Genomic DNA, 18,250 nt, shown 5'->3' with positions numbered 1-18,250 from the left:
CCTGTACTCCGCGAGAACGCTGTAAGGCCGCGCGCGGCAGGCTGGCTGGCGATGATCGAGCGCCTACGATCGATTCATTACGACCGTTGAAACAGTATCAGAGAATACAAGATATTAGTCGTCCAAGATAAACCCATCTCGGTAGGTACAGACGACCGTGCTTGTCGAAAAGGTGATTGCTGAGTTGCACCGAGCCCTGACCCAGCGTCTGCTGGGCGCAGGAATGGCAACCGGTGGGAAAGGGCGCGGTCAGCGTCAAAGGGATTTATTTTCGAGGCGAAGCGATAAATTTACAGCTTCGTATCTGGTGGTGCCATTACATATTCATGTAGTGCACAACACGGCAGCCCGTGCTTTCGTCCGACGATTCCGGCGGCTATAATTTTTTTGTCGGCACGACCGCGTGAGAGGGACATTCAACGAGATTATCGTGGACCGGCTGTGCGACGTTAGGGGAGGCTTTCACCTGACAACAGAGGGGTTCCATGGAATCCGCAAGCGAACGGGTGTATGTGGTCGACGACGATAGACGGGTGCGAGAAGAGAAAAATGCGAGCGGATTCATTTGCCTCGCTGGTCAGGCAGGCAAGCAAACTGCAACTCGAAACATCGTCGGCGACAACATTCGATGCCTGACGTTAGCGTCAATTCTTTGTTGGGCTCGATGACCCGGAGAAAATAATGACCACGCCTCCGGTTCGGACCGTTGCCGTGATTGACGATGACCGACGCGTTCTGACGTCTTTTGCGAACCTGCTTGCCTCTGGCGGGTATGGAACACGGGCCTACGAATCTGCGCTGGATTTTTTTTCCGACGGCTACGCGGGTCTGGTATGCGTTATCACCGACCTGGGAATGCGGCCCATTGACGGCATTCAAGTGCTCGAGAGAACGGTTCATTCTGACGCAACGACACCCGTCATCATTATCACGGGCAAACCGAGCGAGCATACGGAAGACTACTATCTGCAGAGAGGCGCATTGGGTTTCTTCAGAAAGCCTGTCGATGGGGACGCGTTGCTGGACCTGCTGGATAGTATCGCTTGAACGTGTTGGTGGGTCTTGTCATGTTCGAATCGCCGACCTGATTGCTTTATTAAGGCGGCGTTAGCTTCAGGTTAAGCCTGCCTGGTATGTAATCAGTGTAGTGGTCTAATCTCCCCAGACAGGTCGACAGTGAAAGAACCTGTCTGCCTGTCCGAAATAACTGACCACCGCACTCACATCGACGTTTCGACGCGGAATCTGCCCAAAACGGAAGTTATCTGGCTAATTTTCCGAAAGCCAATCAAGTTCCTCTACAGCCCCCGTGTAGAGGTATGACCGGCAAAAGCCGCCCCGGATGCATTATTTGGCGCCCACACATCCTGTTGGGAAATCTGGACAGGCAAGACTGGCAGGACGACGCTGAAGGTTGCTCCGTAGCCCTCGTTATTGGTGGCAGTAAGACGACCCTCATGAGCTTCGATAATGGAGCGGGACACCGCAAGCCCGATGCCCATTCCCTTGCTCCTGGTCGTGACGAATGCGTCAAATATGCTGTCGCCACCGACGATGCCCGAACCGTTATCGATGACCTCGAGCAGCACGAACCGGTCGTCAAGGGGGCTTGCGGTGATAAGAATTTTAGGTGTGCGTCCCGAGTTTTCCGTGGCCTCTATCCCGTTCGAGATAAGGTTAAGAAGGACCTGCTGAACCTGTATCTGGTCTACGAACACTGGAGGCAGGCCATCAGGCAAGTCGAACTCGATGTCGGCGGTACGCCTGGTTTCATCTTCCCGTAGCAGTCGTACGGCTTCGAGGACCATGTCTTTCACATTCCGTTCCCGCTTCCGGAATGTTTGCCGCTTGAACAGCGCGCGGATGCTTTGCATCGTCTCGTCAGCGGAACGGGCATCTCGAACGACGCTTTCCACAGAAGCCCTGGCTTCGCTCAAATTTGGCGGAGACGCTGCGAGCCACCGTTTGCAGGCCTGCGCATTGGCGATAACGGACGTGAGAGGCTGATTGAGTTCGTGTGCGATGGATGCCGAGAGTTCTGCGACCGTGGCAATCTGGGTTGCCCGCGCGAGTTCAGCCTGAGTCTGTCTGAGCCGGTCCTCCGCACGCGTTCGTTCGTCAATATCAAGACTGAGTCCATACCATTGAACAATGTTGCCGTCGGCGTCTCTCATTGCTTCAGCGGTGTGCTGGTACCATCGATAAACACCGTCTTTTCGGCGAAGCCGGGCAACGTGGCAGTGCGGTTCGCCAGTCTCGATCGAGTGTGTCCAGGCTTGAGCCAGGCTGCCCAGGTCGTCAGGGTGGACGGGATACATATCGCCAAGGTCCACGAGCTGCGAAATGCCCAGGCCAAGGAATTCAGAGGTTTTCCGATTGATGTAAGTGAGCCGCCCTTGTGGGTCATTGCACCAGAGCATGGCCGGGATGGTGTCGATAAGCGCGCGTAGCTGGTGCTCCCGCTGTTCGAGCATTGCTTCCGTTTGTTTGAGATCGCTGATGTCCGTACATACGCCGTACCAGTGTAGAACCTGCCCGCTTTCGTCGCGAAACGGTTCGCCGCGAACGAGGTACCAGTGCAGTTTCCCATCGGCGCCAGTAACCTGATACGTGTCCTGGTACGACGCACCTTCGTCGACAGCTTGCTTCCGGCGCGAGCGGACGCGAAGACGGTCAGCTTCCGGGATGAGGTTAAGTAACATTTCTTTGTCAATTTCTTCCCCGCTCTTTCCCATGAACGTTAGCATTTGCCGATTCCATCTGTCGATTTCTCCTTGCGGTGTGGCCCTCCAGATCATCGCGGGCAATGCGTCTACGAGCCTTCGCAAATTAAGCTCTTCCGTGCGAAGGACCTCCTGGGCTAACTGCCGCTCGTGGATATCCGTCGAAAGACCATACCATTTCACAATATCGCCGTTGGCATCCCGCATGGGGGTGCCTTTGCATTGAAACCAGCGATACGTGTTGTCGGCCGCGCGGAGCCGATGGACCCGGTCGTAAGGTCTCCCGCTATCGAGGGAATCTTGCCAGGCATCAATGGTTGACGCAGAGTCATCCGGGTGCACCAGGTGAAGCCAGCCGTTCGTTTTCAAATCATTGAGCTGTAGCCCGGTGTAGTCTTCAGTGCGCTTGTTTGCGTATTCCAGGCGGCCATCGGAGTCCGTACGCCAGAGCAGGCTAGGAACATTCTCTGTCAACCAGTTCAGTTGCGCTTCCCGTTCACGAATGACCTCTTTGGACCTGTAAAGATCATCAATGTCGACGGTCACGGAATACCACTTGTAGACACTTCCGTCTTCGTTAAAGTAGGGAACAGAGCGCGAGTGACGCCATCGATAATTACCGTCGCGGTCCGCCCATCGGTAGGTAGTATCGTGCGCACTCTTTTCCTGAACAGAGCGAAGATGCCCCTCCTTTACTCTGTCGCGGTCATCGGGGTGAATGAAACTCAGATAGCCGAGACTTTTTATGCCTTCAAGCGTAGTTCCCGTTTCCTCAAGTGTCTGCTGACTGATGAAGTCGAAATCGTGCTCTGTCCGGGTCGCGAAGCGGCCCGGTAATCGGTGGAGGAGCTCTCTGGCTTCTCTCTCAGTTGCCGCTAATGCCTGTTGAGCCTTGATGGTCTCTTCGATTTCTATTCCGACGAGGTACCAGTTGATGACGTCCCCGTTCTGGCAGCGTGATGGCTCCGCTAGAAGACGCTGCCAGCGGTATACACCGTCATGCTGTAGCATCCTCACGGCAATGTCGACCGGTTCACGCGCGGCAATGCACGCTGTCCATTGTTGCCGTGCGGCCTGCACGTCATCGGGGTGAATGTAAGCCATCCATCGGTCGCCTGCTAAATCCTCCATCGGTCTTCCAAGCGCGGCGACACCGACTTTATTCACGTAGAGAAGGTCGCCGGTTGGACCGCCGACACATACGCATGCCGGCACACTATCCACAATGCGCCGCCAGGTTTCCTCTTCGGTTCGAAGAAGCGATTCGGCAGTCTTCCGATCATGTATGTCCCAGCTCACGCCGACCCATCGCAGTAGCCGTCCACTGCCGTTTCTTATGGCTTTGACGCGGCAGAGGAACCACCGGTACTCGCCGTCGGACCGCCTGAGTCGAAACTCGAGCTCTTCCGGGTCGTTTCCGGCCCGGAGTGCGGCCCAATATCGGTCGTTTGCCTGCAGGTCGTCGGGGTGGATTGCGGCTCGGAAAGAGTCGCAGTTATGTGCTTCTTTTATGCCTGTGTATTCGAACAGGCTGGGACTGCGGTATTCGGTGGAGCCATCGGGCAGCGCAGTCCACGCACGCCCGGGAAAGAGATTGCTGATGCTTTGAAGTGTCTGGCTTTGTTGGCAGACTTGCTCGCCAAACGGCTCATCCTTCAATCCGGCAGTTGAGCCTGGCTGCCGGGGGCGCCGGGAGACCAGCTCGGCACAAAGCCATGCCGCGGCGATTGCGAGGGCGGAGCGGGCGATAGAACCGGAGGCGAGAGGAGGGGGACTGGAAGCCAACACCGCTCCGGCTACCCCAAGCGAGGCGAACCCAGCGGCCAGACGCCCGCAGCTGCGGCCGAAAAAGTGCGTGAACAGGACAATCAAAACGAGGCCGAGGCTGCCCGTAATCGGTTCGAGTAGCCCTGCCACTCCTGACGCACCGGCTATGGCGATGCTGAGGGCGACAACCCGGGACGGGGGCGGTATCAACACGGTAAGCATGTCAACCTCGGAGTTCGTCGGCGCATTGGATAGTGGTACTCTGCATTTCCCTGCAAATGACGGGATTTCCAGCGCATCGGGGCCTTGCCGGCAAATTGAGCGGGGAGTGTCGCCGGTTATTTTGTGTAGTACTGGCGAGGTCTGGTCGCGCACACCGTTGTGGCACGAATCGAATACGAGGGCAATGGAGATATGTCAGACCATTGCGAGTGGCTGCCTGCATCTGGGGGATCAGCTTTTTCGAAGCCGCAGTTTTGAAGAACATAGTCGAACTGTCAAGGGTCCAACCGCCGCCAGACTGATTGTCTGTTTGCCCTTCGCGTCGACGCGCAGCATGCTCGGGCTGATAGCGGTGACGCGTATCCAGGCGCGCCGCATCGAGAATTTCCGGTCGAGCCGATGAGGCGAAACAATTAAGCTTACAACCTCATTTCTGGAGGTGACATGACATATTCATGTAATACGAAACACGGCTGCCCGTGCTTCCGGGCGACGATTCCGACGGCTATAATTTTTTGTCGGCACGACCGCGTGAGAGGGGCATTCAGCGAGATTATCGTGGACCGGCTGTGCCAACGTTAGGAGAGGTTTTCACCTAACCACAGAGGGGTTCCATGGAATCCGCAAGCGAGCTGGTGTATGTGGTCGACGACGACAGACGGGTGCGAGAAGCACTCTCTGCGCTGCTGCGCGCAAACGGAAGGAACGTCCACGCATTCGAATCCGGCAGGGAGTTTCTGGACACACCGCGTCAAAACGTCGTTGCATGTCTGATCCTGGATATGAGAATGCCGGGCATGAGTGGGCTGGAAGTCCAGAAGCTTGTCAGCAGGGACTCACAGATTCCCGTCATTTTCATTACCGGAAGGGGAGATGTACCGTCCACGGTCCTGGCCATGAAGGGCGGGGCGGTTGACTTCCTCACCAAGCCCCTCGATGAAGATGCGTTGATGCGCGCGGTTGATGCGGCACTCGCCAGGGCGCACGTTCTTCGCAAGGAGGCGGAAGAGACAGCGGCGCTCCAGGCGCTCTACCAATCGCTGACGCCTCGTGAGCAGGAGCTTTTGCCGTTACTCGCAAGCGGCCTGCTCAACAAGCAGGCGGCGGCAGTCCTTGGCATCACCGAATACACCGTGCAGGTACATCGCGGCCACATCATGAGAAAAATGCAGGCGGATTCATTTGCCACGCTGGTCAGGCAGGCAAGCAAACTGCATCTTGAAACATCGTCTACGACTACGTCCGATGTCTGACGTTAATTAATTCTTCGTGAGACGAACCGTTGCCGTAATTGATGACGACCGGCGCATTTTGACGTCTCTCGCGAACCTGTTGGCCTCTGGCGGGTGGCGAAGCCTGCCAGCAGGTGCCCGGCTGCGCCGAAGGCCGTGCGCGTGAAGAAATCATGAGCGCCACTATCCCGCGGATTGGATCGATGGCGGCGTCCACCCGCCGCGGCGGCTGCCGGCGGAGATCGACGCGGCATTCGCATATCTCGCAGGCGTGCCCGGCAACGTCGTCTTCACGCGCTGAGCGATAACCTCGGCATGCGGCCTAGTCTGGACCCACAAGACCGAGGTCCCGCGCACGTGCAACGGCTTGAGCTCGCTTATCGACGCCTAGTTTCATGAAGATGCTCTTCACATGGGATTTGACGGTTTCAGTTCCAATCCCGAGCGTATTCGCGATTTCCTTGTTCGACTGTCCTCGGGCAATCAAGTCGACGATTTCGCGCTCCCTTGAGCTCAGCGATCCGCGCTCAGTGTCTCGCTGACGGTTGCCGCCGGGCTGATAGAGTATCCGCCAGCCATCGAGCAGATGATCGATGTAGGAGATCAGCTCGTTCGTTTGCGCCGTGTGCCGCGCGTCTTCGCAAACGGCGTGCAGCAGCGATCCGATTTCCGGACCCACGTCGAGAATGGATTGGTACACGCCTGCGGGCGCGGCGACCTTCAGGACTTCGCGAAAGACCTCGATCGCACGGGTGCGTTCGTTCGCTGCCAGCCAGACCAGCGCAAGCAGGGTTCGCAAACGTATCGCCAGGAAATCTCCATGTCGTCGTTCGGCGCTCTGCAGCGCGGCGCTCAGCACCCCGGTGGCCTCTTCGGTCCGGTGCTGGGCCGCGGCAACAGAGGCCGCCCCGAGTGCACGATAGTTCTCGATCTCGAGCGAGATGGAACGTGAAGGATGGGAATTGGAGCGCGCCACCTGATCGAGTTGCGCAACGCACGCATCAGCCTCGAGCATCCTGCCTTCCGCAAGATATAGCCGTATGCGTTCGACAAGGGCGGCGGCGGTCAACCGTTCCCATTGACGTGCGCAACCCAACGCCTGCGCCCGATCGAGCAATGCGTACGCCTGCCGGACGTCCGAACGCGCGGCTGCGATTCGGATGAGGAGGCGATAGGCAATCAACACGCTATCGAGCAAGACCGCAACGTCAATAACTGACATCAACCCGGCAACGAGCGTTTCAGCCTCGTCCAGTCGGCCTTGTTCGTACCAGATTTGTCCGATCATCGGTGCGCACAGCGCTACCGAGATCGAATCGGGACCGGTATAGCGTTCGGCCAGTCGCATCGATTCCGTGAAATACCGTTCGGCAAGCCCAACGTGCAACTGTTGCATCTCCGCATGACCCAGCAGACACAGCCGGTAGACCGAAGAATACAGGTTGCGCTGGTCTTCTTCGATTGAATAGGACATCCACGGCGTTGCGTAAAGAGCTTCGAGGTTGCCGGCTTTCCAATGCCCGAAGCGCACGACGTTGGATGCCACATTGGTTGTCCAGATATTGGCAGACGGCCGCTCGAGGCATGGCTCAGCGATTGCGAGCGCCCGCTCAGGATCGTCCTGCAGTGCCGCGACGACCGAGCGGATCGCCTGGCATTCCCACCGGATGTCTTTGGGTTCGGCGCCAGTGTGGGACGGGAGATCATGTTCGACCGCATCTAGCATCGCGAGCGCCTCGTCGAAATGCATGGCGAGCGCCATTCCCCAGGCGATCGCCAGCGTCACCTTCACCTGTGCACCGGCCAGACCCGCGGGAAACCGACGCTGCAAATCGAGCAGCGTGAGCAGATCGCCTTTCTTGACCAGCTCCATCGCGCACCGTTCCATAAGACGAATCGCGTTATCTGTGTTGCCTGCGGCGATCGCATGTTTGGCTGCCTCGGTCCACAACTCCTGCCCGCCATACCAATCGCACGCGCGGCAATGCAGTTCCGCTACCTCGTCGGCGTGCTGTGCCCCGAGCTTCGCCCGCAGGTAGTCGCCCATCAGATGGTGATAGCGGAACCATTGCCCGTCGCAGTCGAGTGCTTGCAACAGCAACTGGCCCTCGGAGATTTCGTCCAGCATGCGCTGGCTCGTGCGCAGGCCCGTTATCGCCTCGCAGAGCGACGCGCTCAACCGATCGAGTATCGACGTGCGCAGCATGAACTCGACCATTTCGGCGGGCAACCGCTCGAACATGTGTTCGATATAGGCGGCGAACGGCCGCGACGTACCTGACGGCGCATTACGCTCCCGAGGCGGTTGGCATTCCTTGCGCGACAGCACGGACATCGAGATCCGCAACGCCGCAGCCCAGCCCTCTGTGCTCGCAAAAAGCGTCTCGATGCGGGAAGCGTTCAGCATGCCGGGCAATGCGTGTTCGACGAAGCGCCTCGTTTCGTCGAAGTCGAAACGTAACGCCGACGCATCGATTTCCAGCAGGTCGTCTCCTGCTCTCAGCCTCGCGAGCGGCAGCGATGGTTCTGTGCGGCTGCAGAGGACCACATGCACATGTGGCGGTGCCTTTTCGATAAAGAACGACATCGCGTCGTGTACTGCTGGAAGGCTGACCAGGTGATAGTCGTCCAAAAACAGGACGACCTCGTCGTCGACTTCGACAAGCTCGTTGATCAGCGTGGAAACGACGGCGTGTGGAGGGACGAACGCGGCGTCGGCAGTCAGGCTGATCGCCGCAGCGCCTACATTGCCGCAGGCATGCCGCAGCGCATGCGCCAGATAGTTGAGGAAGCGTGCAGGTTCGTCGTCCTCTGCGTCGAGCGACAGCCACGCCACCTGTGCCCCGTTCGCGCGCAGCCAGTCGAGCCAGATGAGCGCCAGCGAAGTTTTACCGAATCCGGCGGGCGCTTTGATCACAGTGAGACGTTTGCTCGCCGCGCGCCCAGCCAGACCGCCGAGCCGCGGACGACCGATCAAATCCACCGGCAGGCGCGGCGGAACGACCTTCGTTGCAAGGAAAAGGTGCGGCCCGCTCGCGAACGATTCTCCAACCACACGCATTTTTCAGTCACACATTGTTATTGGGGGTGGCCGTGCTTGCCGCCATCCCCCATCTATCGAAGCGCATCCCGCTTACTGGGGATGGTGGGCATCCCCCCATAAGGGGGATGGTAGCCCGCGCCGCGCCAGGGGACCATGCGTGAACCGGATTGAGATCGAAGCGCGACCCCGGACAACGGGCAGCGCGCTTGTCGATCACTGCCGGGCGGCTCACTGGCGCTTCGCCGGGAACGACTCGTTTTTCGCCAGATGATACGCCGCATCGAATCCCATTGCAGGGTGTCAGGCGGGAACCGGTCGGTGCGCACCCGTAAAAGTCGCTGCGCCGACGCTCCTTGTCAGTCGAAATCGTGTGCCCGTTACTGATAGATATATTTCCGTGTTAGCCAAAGTTCCAAGAATCAGTAGTCACTTGCGGGAAAAGACTGTGTCCATCGCAGCCGATCTGACGCTCGTCGTCGAACGCACGCTTGCGATACTGACGCAGTTCGACGGATACAAGTTGCTCGCACCGGCAGCGAAACGGGACGTTTACGAATCCGTTGCGCTGTCAGCCAAAGTATGGTTCGAGACACTGTTGTCGGGCGAACCCCCATCGGCACAGGACATGGACGTCTTTCGGGAAATCAGCCAAAGACGTGAGCATCCGCGCGTGCCGCTGCAGAGCTTCCTTCAGGCGCTGCGCCTGGGGTTGCGAGAAATCTGGAGCACACACATCGCGCTGGGAGAGTTGGACGAGCGTATTGCCAAAGAACTTCTGGCCGACGTCTCGCTGTATCTCCTGGACTACTTCGATCTCATTGCGCAGATCATTGTCCGGGCCTATCTGGCTGAGCAATATGGGCAGCCGCGGTGGGCGGGATTGGCCATCGCAATCGAGGAAGGCGCGCGTCGATCCGAAAGCGTGCGACACCATCTCGTCGCACTCCTCGAGCAGTTATCGGACGAGCCGGACCTGCTGTCAAGGCTCGAAGTCGACTACGCTCGAGAGCAACGCGGTACTGAAGCGGCCGGCGCGCAAGTGATGAAGTTCTTCGGCCTCGATGTCGACATCGATGACGGCGCAGAACTGTCGAAGGCCTTGCGCGATGCGCAGGAGAGGCTGGCGCAGGCGTCGAGGCTCGCGGCTGTCGCCGAACTGTCCGCCTCCATCGCCCACGAACTCAACCAGCCGCTCCAGGCCATCGTGGCGCATGGGAGCGCATGCGTGCGATGGCTTGCTGCAACGCCGCCCAAGCTCGACGAAGCCAGATACTCGGCCGAGCAGGTCGTCCGCGACGCGAATGCCGCGGCAGACGTAGTAAGCCGCATTCGGGCGCTCTTCAGGCACACGGCTCCCCAAAAGGTCGATCTTGATATCAATAAGCTGATTCTTCAGGTATGCACGCTGATGGCCGACGACATCCAGCGCAACGCGGTTTCGCTCGAGACAATATTGGGCGAAGACGTGTCGAAGATCAGGGCGGACGCAGTTCAGATTCAGCAGGTGATCGTGAACCTCGTGCGCAACGCAATCGAAGCGTTAGCGGCAACGGAGCAACGACCGAGGCTGCTAGTGATCCGCTCGCGTCGCGATGAGGACAATGTGGTGATCGACGTGGAAGATCACGGTACGGGACATGTGGACTTTGAGAAGATCTTCGAGCCGTTTTTCACCACGAAGGAAACAGGGATGGGCATGGGACTGGCAATCTGCCGGTCCATCATCGAAGCACACGCCGGTCGGATTTGGGCCGTGCGCAATGTGTCTCGCGGCGTAACCTTCAGCTTCAGCCTTCCGATAGAGAGGTCGAACGCAACAGCGCGTTGACAGATCCAGACCTGGACCAGGTTGTGTCTCAAGGCTCTCCTCAACTAACTTCCCTCATCCCAGGATAGTTCACCCACACGTCAATGCCAGGACTTTTGCAGACCTTCCTCAACAGACTCTATGGGTCACTTCGCAGCAGCTTCTAAGGCTACAACTTCATATTTTGTGGTGCCATTACATATTCATGTAATACGAAACACGGCTGCCCGTGCTTCCGGGCGACGATTCCGACGGCTATAATTTTTTGTCGGCACGACCGCGTGAGAGGGGCATTCAGCGAGATTATCGTGGACCGGCTGTGCCAACGTTAGGAGAGGTTTTCACCTAACCACAGAGGGGTTCCATGGAATCCGCAAGCGAGCTGGTGTATGTGGTCGACGACGACAGGCGGGTGCGAGAAGCACTCTCTGCGCTGCTGCGCGCAAACGGAAGGAACGTCCACGCATTCGAATCCGGCAGGGAGTTTCTGGACACACCGCGTCAAAACGTCGTTGCATGTCTGATCCTGGATATGAGAATGCCGGGCATGAGTGGGCTGGAAGTCCAGAAGCTTGTCAGCAGGGACTCACAGATTCCCGTCATTTTCATTACCGGAAGGGGAGATGTACCGTCCACGGTCCTGGCCATGAAGGGCGGGGCGGTTGACTTCCTCACCAAGCCCCTCGATGAAGATGCGTTGATGCGCGCGGTTGATGCGGCACTCGCCAGGGCGCACGTTCTTCGCAAGGAGGCGGAAGATACAGCGGCGCTCCAGGCGCTCTACCAATCGCTGACGCCTCGAGAGCAGGAGCTTTTGCCGTTACTCGCAAGCGGCCTGCTCAACAAGCAGGCGGCGGCAGTCCTTGGTATCACTGAATACACCGTGCAGGTACATCGCGGCCACATCATGAGAAAAATGCAGGTGAATTCATTTGCCGCTCTGGTCAGGCAGGCGAGCAAACTGCAGCTCGAAACATCGTCGACGACCACCTCCGATGCCTGACGCTAACGCTAATTCGTTGTTGGACTCGAGGATCTGGAGAAAAAAATGCCCACGCCTCCGGTTCGAACCGTTGCCGTGATTGATGATGACCGACGCGTTCTGACGTCTCTGGCGAATCTGCTGGCCTCTGGCGGTTACGGAACACGGGCCTACGAATCTGCACTCGATTTTTTTTCTGACGGCCACTCGGGACTGGTATGCGTTATCACCGACCTGGGAATGCGGCCCATTGACGGCATTCAAGTGCTCGAAAGAACGGTTCATTCGGACGCAGCCACGCCGGTTATCATTATCACAGGCAAACCGAGCGAGCATACGGAAGACTACTATCTGCAGAGAGGCGCATTAGGTTTCTTCAGAAAGCCTGTCGACGGGGATGCGTTGCTGGATCTGCTGGATAGTATCGTTTGAACGGTTGGTGTCAGATTCTGGATTGAAATGGGCTAGTAGCGTGTCTGGATATCACTATCGCTCGAACGATCTATGATAGCGGCTAGCGGCAACGTGACGCCCGCGGGTGTGCAGAACCGGGCCGAAAGCCCGGGAATCTGTCGAGGCATGCACCGTGTGGCGACGAACTCAGTGCCCAATTTTGCATGGTTGTTTCTTGCGGAGACATTGCATATTCATGTAATGCGGAATGCCTCTTTCGGCGCTATTGTGACGAATTGCTACATCTACAATCTTTCGGCGAGCGGAGCGCGGGCTACTACTTGAAAAAGGCGCTCGTCGGTTTGTTCAGAAAACCCCTGGATGGCGATGCTTTGTTGGAGCTTCTCGTGTGACATTGATTCCAACCGCAGGGACGACTTTGAAACGACATATTCCGCTCGCCAGAGGCAGATGTTCAAAGCGTGCAATCGGGATGGCCGCGATTGCCGCGGTTCTCGTGTCAGGGTGTGCAGGTTCGCCATCCATTGGCGTGCTCGGCGCGTACTTTCCCGACTGGCTGTTCTGTATCGTCGCGGGCGTTGTGCTCACGGTCGTCATCTATCTGATTGTCAAGCGTTTTCAGGCCGACCATCTGCTGGGACCTTCGGCCGTGGTGTATCCCACGCTTGTCGCTTTCCTCGCGCTCGCTGTCTGGTTGATGCTGTTCCAACACTGAAGCTCCTCAGGCGGATGCAATGGCGACAACTGCCAGCAAAACATCGAAAAGCAAATGGCCGGCCATCATCCTGGTCGTGGTGACGCTGCTGTTGCTGGTTTTCGTCATCCGGCTGCTTGACCGTGCGCCGCGCACCGACGACGCCTACGTCTACGCGGATACGATCGACGTCGTGCCCGAGGTCAACGGGCGCATCGTCGAGATGGCCGTGCACGACAACCAGGCGGTGAAGCAGGGCGATCTGCTGTTCCGCATCGATCCGCGTCCGTATCAGGATGCGCTGACGCGGGGCAAGGCGTCCCTCGTCGCGCTCGACCGCCAGATCGAACTGACCCAGCGCACGGTCAATGCGCAGCAGTACAACGCGCAGTCGGTGCGTGCGGCCGTCGAGCGCGCGCGAGCCGCAGCCAGCCAGGCGTCCGATACGCTGCACCGCATGGAGCCACTTTTGTCACACGGTTATGTGTCGGCGGAGGACGTCGACCGTGCGCGCACCGCGCAACGCGCGACGCAGGCCGAACTGAGCGCCGCGCAACTGCAGGCGCAGCAGGCGGCAGCGGCCGTGAGCGGCGTCGATGCGCTGGTCGCGCAACGTGCCGTCGTCATGGCGGAGATCGCGATTGCCGAATTGAACCTCGAGTATGCGACGGTCCGAGCACCGTTCGACGGACGCATTGTGTCATTGAAGACATCGACAGGCCAGTTTGCAACGGCGCTCAAACCTGTCTTCACGCTGATCGATACGCGCCACTGGTACGTGGTCGCAAACTTTCGCGAGACCGAGCTCAAGGGCGTCAGGACGGGCACGCCCGCCACGGTCTACCTGATGAGCGATACAGGCCAGCGCTTCCAGGGCGCGGTCGATTCGATCAGTTACGGCGTCGCGCCCGATGAAGCCGGCCTTGCATTGCCTGGCGGCTTGCCGCGCATTCAACGCACGCTTAACTGGGTCCATGTATCGCAGCGCTTCCCGGTGAAGATACGGGTCGACAATCCGAACCCGGAGCTGTTTCGCATCGGTACGTCGGCGGTGGCCGTGCTGGAACCCGGGCGCGGCAATGACGGCGAGCGCCATTGAGGAGCGCCCATGGCCGCCGCCGACTACCTGCCCGTCACGCTGCGCGATGCAGGCGCTTTCCTGAGGCGCGAGCTTGCGCCTTTCCCCGGGCGGCTCAACGTGATGTTGCGTTGCATGCTGACGAGCGCCATCGTGATCGTCGCGTCGATGGCGCTCGAAGTGCCGGAGCTCGCGCTGTCGCTGCTGGTGGTGTTCTACGTTACGCAGTCGAATGTGGTGGTCACGCGGCTGGTCGGCGTGATGTTCATGGTCGGATCGACGCTCGCGATCGGCCTGTCGATTCTGGTGCTGAAGTTCACATTCGACTATCCGTTGCTACGCATCGTGACCGCGAGTCTGCTGTTCTTCGGCAGCGTCTATCTGATTCGCGTTCTCAAGATCGGCGTGGTGTTCTTCATCGTCGCCATCGTCGTGATCTACGTGCAGAGCTTCGTGGACCAGACCGATCAGGCCGACTTGCTGATCCGCGCGGTGCTGTGGGTGTGGGTCGCCGTCAACTATCCGATCGCACTGACGCTCGTGGTTAACGCGTTGCTGTTGCCTGCCGAACCGCAGTTGCAGCTCAAGGCGGAAATCCATCGGCAACTCGCGGCGCTGGAAACGCGCCTGACGCAACTGATCGACGGCACGACGAGCGCCGCGCCGATTACGCTGGCGGCCGTCCAGCAAGGCGCGCTGACCTTGCAGAAGCTGCTACGGTTCACGACCATGCGCGATGCCCATTATCGCGATCATCAGGCGTTGCAGCTTGCGTGCATCGCGACGGTGTCGCGTCTTTATCGCGGCGCGAGCGAGTTGCCCGATACGTGGCCGGGGGCATCGGCGGCGCGGCTTGCGATGTTGCGCGAGCTGCGCGCAAACGTCCAGGCGCTCGACGAATCGGTGATGTCGGGCGAGCGCTATCGCTACATCGGCACGGCAACACCAGAAGAACGCAATGCAGCCGACGCGATTCCCGCCGCAGGCGAATTGCAGCGGGCGCTGCATGCATTCGCCGATCTCGTTGCAAGCGATGCCGAACCCGGCAAGCCGCCCGCGAGCGAGCCAATGGTCGCGCCGGACGCGTGGACCAATCCTGCGTACATGCGCTTTTCGCTGAAGACGCTGCTTGCTGTTCTGGTCTGCTACGTGTTCTACAACGCCGTGGACTGGCAGGGCATCCACACGATCATGCTGACCTGTTTGATCGTCGCGCTGCCGAGCCTCGGCGCATCGACGCAGCGTGCGTTGCTGCGGCTGTCCGGGGCCGCCATCGGCAGTGCGCTGGCGCTGTTCATGGTCGTGTTCGTCGTTCCGCATCTCGACGATGTCGTCGGCCTGCTGCTGATGGCGTTGCCTGTCGTCGCGTTCGGGGCGTGGATAGCGGCGGGTTCGGAGCGGATCGGCTATGCCGGCCTGCAGGTGGTGTTCACCTTCTCGCTCGCGTTGCTCGACCAGTTCAGCCCAACCACGAATCTGACTGAAATCCGCGACCGGATGGTCGGCATTCTGCTCGGCGTTTGCGTGGCGACCTTCGTGCAGATGTCGTTCTGGCGCGAGGGCGAGGGCGACGTGCTGCGGCAGAAACTCGCCACGATGCTGCGCGCCATTGCCGCACAGTTGCGTGCGCAACAGGCGGGCGTCGACCAGCGGGACGAGTTGCCCTATGCGCAGCGCCAGTTGCAGGCGTGGGCCGTGCTGGCCGAATGCGAAGCGACGCTGTCGCGCGTCGCGCTCGAGCCCGACTGGCAGGAAGTGGAGCAGGCCCAGCTGACACTGCGCGCGCAAACCGTCCTCGCGCAGGGGCGCGAGATCATGCTCGCTGGCGATGCGCTGCGCAACACGCTGGCGGCGCAAGCGGGATCGTCGAGCCCACGAACGGTCGATGCAGTGCGCTCGATGCAGGAACAGGCGTCCGTCGAACTCAACCGGTACGCGGATGAACTTGCGGCCAACCCGCCCGACACCCGCGCGCCGCGACGCATCGGGATCGCTGCGCAAGCTGTCGAACCGGCCCAACCGACCCAACCGGCCGACGGCTCGCTCATCGCCGCAGCGGACGAACTGTCGCGGCAGATCGCGGGATTGCCGGACTGGCGCGTCGAGGCACCCGTTGCGGCGCCCTCATCTCAGGCCATACGAACATGAACGCCCCCCACGCTCACTATCGTTCGCTGCCCCCCGAGGGGGCGGGTGCCTCCCTTGGGGCGGCCCGGCGAGAGGCATCATGAACGCGCGAGCGGGTGTACGCGACTGGCGATGGCGTCGATGCCTTTTATGCGTCGCGTGGATGTCGTCCGTGCTGTCGGGTTGCGCGCTGATCCATCATAACGGCACGCCCTATACCGAGATCGCGCCCGGGCAGATCAATCTCGCGAACGACATCCATCTCGCGCGCGACGGCTGGCCCGCCGCGCGCTGGTGGACACGCTATCGCGATGCGCAGCTCGACGCGCTGATCGAGCAGGCGCTCGCCGATGCGCCGACGATGGTGATTGCACGCACGCGTGTCGCGCAGGCGAAGTCTGATGTCGAGCTTGTCAGAGCGGGGACGAACCTTCAGGTGGTCGCGCTGGCGTCGCTGGATCGCGAGCATATTTCCGCGAACGGCTTTCTCGGCCCGTTCGCGAAGAACGAACCGGCTGCGGGGCTGACGGGGCCGTGGTACACCGAGGGCATCGTCGGGCTTGGCGCAAGCCTGGACATCGACATCTGGGGCAAGCAACGCGCGCAGGTCGCCGCCTCGCTCGGCGTGAGCAATGCGCGGCTCGCTGAGACGTCCGCTGTCGAACTCGAAATCTCGACGGATGTCACGCAGCTTTACTACGGCATTCAAACGACTTACCAACTGATCGATCTGCTGAACGAATCGCATGAGATAGCGGTGTTCGCGGTGCAGGCACATGAAGCGCGTGCGGCGCGCGGCCTCGAAGCCCGCACCCTGCTCGAAGAAGCACGAGCGCAGCAACTGGCCATCGAACGGCAGATCGTGTCGGCGCAAGGGCAGATAAAGCAGTTTCGCGAATCGATGCGGGCGCTGGTCGGCGCGGGGCCCGATGGCCTGCCCGCGATCGAGCCCGTCGCGCTGCCGCGCTCGCAGGCGGCCTTGCCGGCGACGCTCGCGTACGAACTGCTTGCCCGGCGGCCCGACCTGCAGGCGATGCGATGGTATGTAGAGGCGTCGTTCGACCGGATCGACGCGGCGAAGGCGGCCTTTTATCCGAGCTTCGACATCAAGGCGTTCTTCGGCTTTAACGCATTGCACCTCGCGGACCTCTTCACGCATGCAAGCCAGCAGATCAACCTGATTCCGGGTCTGACCTTGCCGATCTTCGACGGCGGCAGGCTCAACGCGAACCTGAACGGCGCACGCGAGGGCAGCAACCTGTTGATCGAGCAGTACAACCAGGCTGTCCTCAACGCGGTACGCGACGTCGCGCAAACGGGTAGCCGTCTACAGGACCTCGATGCGGAGACCGGGTTGCAGAAGCAACGGATCGAATCGGTTGCGTTCGCGAGGGACAGCGTCGAAGCCTATTATCAACGCGGACTGACGAGCCGGCTCGCGGCGCTCGAAGCGCGCCAGCCGGTGATCGCCGAACAGGTTGCGCTGCTCACGCTCAACGGTCAGATGCTCAATCAGGAGATTGCGTTGACGAAGGCGCTCGGCGGCGGCTATCGCGCCGATCCGCCCGTCGAACTGAAGCCGCGTTAAACGGCGCGCCAATGGGGTTCAGAACTGCTGTGCGCGAAGCGATTCGAACTCCGCGCGGCACACGTCGCCGAACTTGCCGAGAATGTCGATCGAGCCATCTGCGAGCATCTCGCGAATCTCGATGAAGGTCTTGTCCGGCGCAAGGTAAGTGTCCACGATCTTGCGTCCGATCACGTCGGCTTCGTCTGCGACTTTGCGCGACGACTGGACGCGCATGCGGCTGATCTTCGCGTAGAGGTTGCCGAGTGCGGCGAGATCGGGCTTGTCGTGTTGCAGCGCGTCGACATAGCATTTCGTCGCTTCCTCGATGAACTCCCTGTACAGCTCTTGCCGCCGCATGCGGTCATGCGCTAGCCACTCCGCGCGAACCTGGGTGCGTTGGGTCAGCCATGTGGCAAGAACCGAAGTCAGGCCGCCAATGGTGGCGCCGACGAGCGCAGCCAGGGCAGAGATAACCGATGCGTTCATGAAGCATCCTCACTTTGCCAGTCATCTCTCCATATTAACGCGGGGCATGTGGGGAATGGGGTCTGCCGTTGACAATCGAGTGGGATTCGAGGCTGGCGCGCAAGG

Annotated in this window: 12 protein-coding genes; 9 read left to right on the top strand and 3 right to left on the bottom strand. The window is 59.9% G+C overall.

Annotation, left to right across the window (positions count from 1 at the left end):
- Positions 1–681: 681 nt before the first annotated feature.
- Positions 682–1,047 carry a response regulator gene (locus P3T21_RS10355; RefSeq protein WP_429255837.1) on the top strand — a complete coding sequence of 122 codons (366 nt, stop codon included), beginning with the start codon at positions 682–684 and terminating at the stop codon, positions 1,045–1,047.
- A 251-nt stretch (positions 1,048–1,298) separates the two neighbouring features.
- Here the strand turns inward: P3T21_RS10355 and P3T21_RS10350 are convergent, their stop codons facing one another.
- Positions 1,299–4,712, bottom strand: coding sequence for a PAS domain-containing sensor histidine kinase (locus P3T21_RS10350; RefSeq protein ID WP_429255836.1), 3,414 nt, complete (start codon positions 4,710–4,712; stop codon positions 1,299–1,301).
- A gap of 614 nt (positions 4,713–5,326) precedes the next feature.
- On the opposite strand from P3T21_RS10350, the gene P3T21_RS10345 reads away from it, so the two are divergent.
- Positions 5,327–5,965, top strand: coding sequence for a response regulator transcription factor (locus P3T21_RS10345; RefSeq protein ID WP_429255835.1), 639 nt, complete (start codon positions 5,327–5,329; stop codon positions 5,963–5,965).
- A gap of 301 nt (positions 5,966–6,266) precedes the next feature.
- On the opposite strand, the gene P3T21_RS10340 is transcribed toward P3T21_RS10345, so the two are convergent.
- Positions 6,267–9,005, bottom strand: a complete 2,739-nt coding sequence (locus P3T21_RS10340; protein WP_429255834.1) for a LuxR C-terminal-related transcriptional regulator — start codon at positions 9,003–9,005, stop codon at positions 6,267–6,269.
- Between the two features lie 502 nt (positions 9,006–9,507).
- Between P3T21_RS10340 and P3T21_RS10335 the strand changes: the two genes are divergently transcribed.
- From P3T21_RS10335 to P3T21_RS10305, 7 genes are all read left to right on the top strand, one after another.
- A complete protein-coding gene (locus tag P3T21_RS10335) occupies positions 9,508–10,815 on the top strand; it encodes a sensor histidine kinase (protein ID WP_429255833.1) in 1,308 nt (435 codons plus the stop codon).
- Positions 10,816–11,158: 343 nt separating this feature from the next.
- Complete coding sequence (locus P3T21_RS10330; protein WP_429255832.1) at positions 11,159–11,797, top strand: response regulator transcription factor; 639 nt, start codon at positions 11,159–11,161, stop codon at positions 11,795–11,797.
- 45 nt (positions 11,798–11,842) lie between these two features.
- Positions 11,843–12,208, top strand: a complete 366-nt coding sequence (locus P3T21_RS10325; protein WP_429255831.1) for a response regulator — start codon at positions 11,843–11,845, stop codon at positions 12,206–12,208.
- A 454-nt stretch (positions 12,209–12,662) separates the two neighbouring features.
- Positions 12,663–12,905, top strand: a complete 243-nt coding sequence (locus P3T21_RS10320) for a YtcA family lipoprotein (RefSeq protein WP_429255830.1) — start codon at positions 12,663–12,665, stop codon at positions 12,903–12,905.
- Between the two features lie 19 nt (positions 12,906–12,924).
- Entirely contained in the window at positions 12,925–13,983 is a 1,059-nt protein-coding gene (mdtN, locus tag P3T21_RS10315) for a multidrug transporter subunit MdtN (protein WP_429255829.1), read from the top strand.
- A 9-nt stretch (positions 13,984–13,992) separates the two neighbouring features.
- Positions 13,993–16,110 carry an FUSC family protein gene (locus P3T21_RS10310; RefSeq protein WP_429255828.1) on the top strand — a complete coding sequence of 706 codons (2,118 nt, stop codon included), beginning with the start codon at positions 13,993–13,995 and terminating at the stop codon, positions 16,108–16,110.
- 79 nt (positions 16,111–16,189) lie between these two features.
- The gene (locus P3T21_RS10305; RefSeq protein WP_429255827.1) at positions 16,190–17,677 is read left to right on the top strand and encodes an MdtP family multidrug efflux transporter outer membrane subunit; all 1,488 of its coding nucleotides are present in this window, start codon (positions 16,190–16,192) and stop codon (positions 17,675–17,677) included.
- Between the two features lie 18 nt (positions 17,678–17,695).
- On the opposite strand, the gene P3T21_RS10300 is transcribed toward P3T21_RS10305, so the two are convergent.
- Positions 17,696–18,145 carry a hypothetical protein gene (locus tag P3T21_RS10300; RefSeq protein ID WP_429255826.1) on the bottom strand — a complete coding sequence of 150 codons (450 nt, stop codon included), beginning with the start codon at positions 18,143–18,145 and terminating at the stop codon, positions 17,696–17,698.
- Between the last annotated feature and the right edge of the window lie 105 nt (positions 18,146–18,250).

This window comes from Paraburkholderia sp. GAS334, assembly GCF_050436625.1.
GTDB lineage: Bacteria > Pseudomonadota > Gammaproteobacteria > Burkholderiales > Burkholderiaceae > Paraburkholderia.
This window is presented reverse-complemented; position numbering and strand designations above follow the sequence as displayed.

Bases quoted from the DNA above. Each gene is read 5' to 3' on its own strand.
- P3T21_RS10355 (WP_429255837.1), top strand. From the start codon at position 682: ATGACCACGCCTCCGGTTCGGACCGTTGCCGTGATTGACGATGACCGA.
- P3T21_RS10350 (WP_429255836.1), bottom strand. From the start codon at position 4,712: ATGCTTACCGTGTTGATACCGCCCCCGTCCCGGGTTGTCGCCCTCAGC.
- P3T21_RS10345 (WP_429255835.1), top strand. From the start codon at position 5,327: ATGGAATCCGCAAGCGAGCTGGTGTATGTGGTCGACGACGACAGACGG.
- P3T21_RS10340 (WP_429255834.1), bottom strand. From the start codon at position 9,005: ATGCGTGTGGTTGGAGAATCGTTCGCGAGCGGGCCGCACCTTTTCCTT.
- P3T21_RS10330 (WP_429255832.1), top strand. From the start codon at position 11,159: ATGGAATCCGCAAGCGAGCTGGTGTATGTGGTCGACGACGACAGGCGG.
- P3T21_RS10325 (WP_429255831.1), top strand. From the start codon at position 11,843: ATGCCCACGCCTCCGGTTCGAACCGTTGCCGTGATTGATGATGACCGA.
- P3T21_RS10320 (WP_429255830.1), top strand. From the start codon at position 12,663: ATGGCCGCGATTGCCGCGGTTCTCGTGTCAGGGTGTGCAGGTTCGCCA.
- mdtN (WP_429255829.1), top strand. From the start codon at position 12,925: ATGGCGACAACTGCCAGCAAAACATCGAAAAGCAAATGGCCGGCCATC.
- P3T21_RS10310 (WP_429255828.1), top strand. From the start codon at position 13,993: ATGGCCGCCGCCGACTACCTGCCCGTCACGCTGCGCGATGCAGGCGCT.
- P3T21_RS10305 (WP_429255827.1), top strand. From the start codon at position 16,190: ATGAACGCGCGAGCGGGTGTACGCGACTGGCGATGGCGTCGATGCCTT.
- P3T21_RS10300 (WP_429255826.1), bottom strand. From the start codon at position 18,145: ATGAACGCATCGGTTATCTCTGCCCTGGCTGCGCTCGTCGGCGCCACC.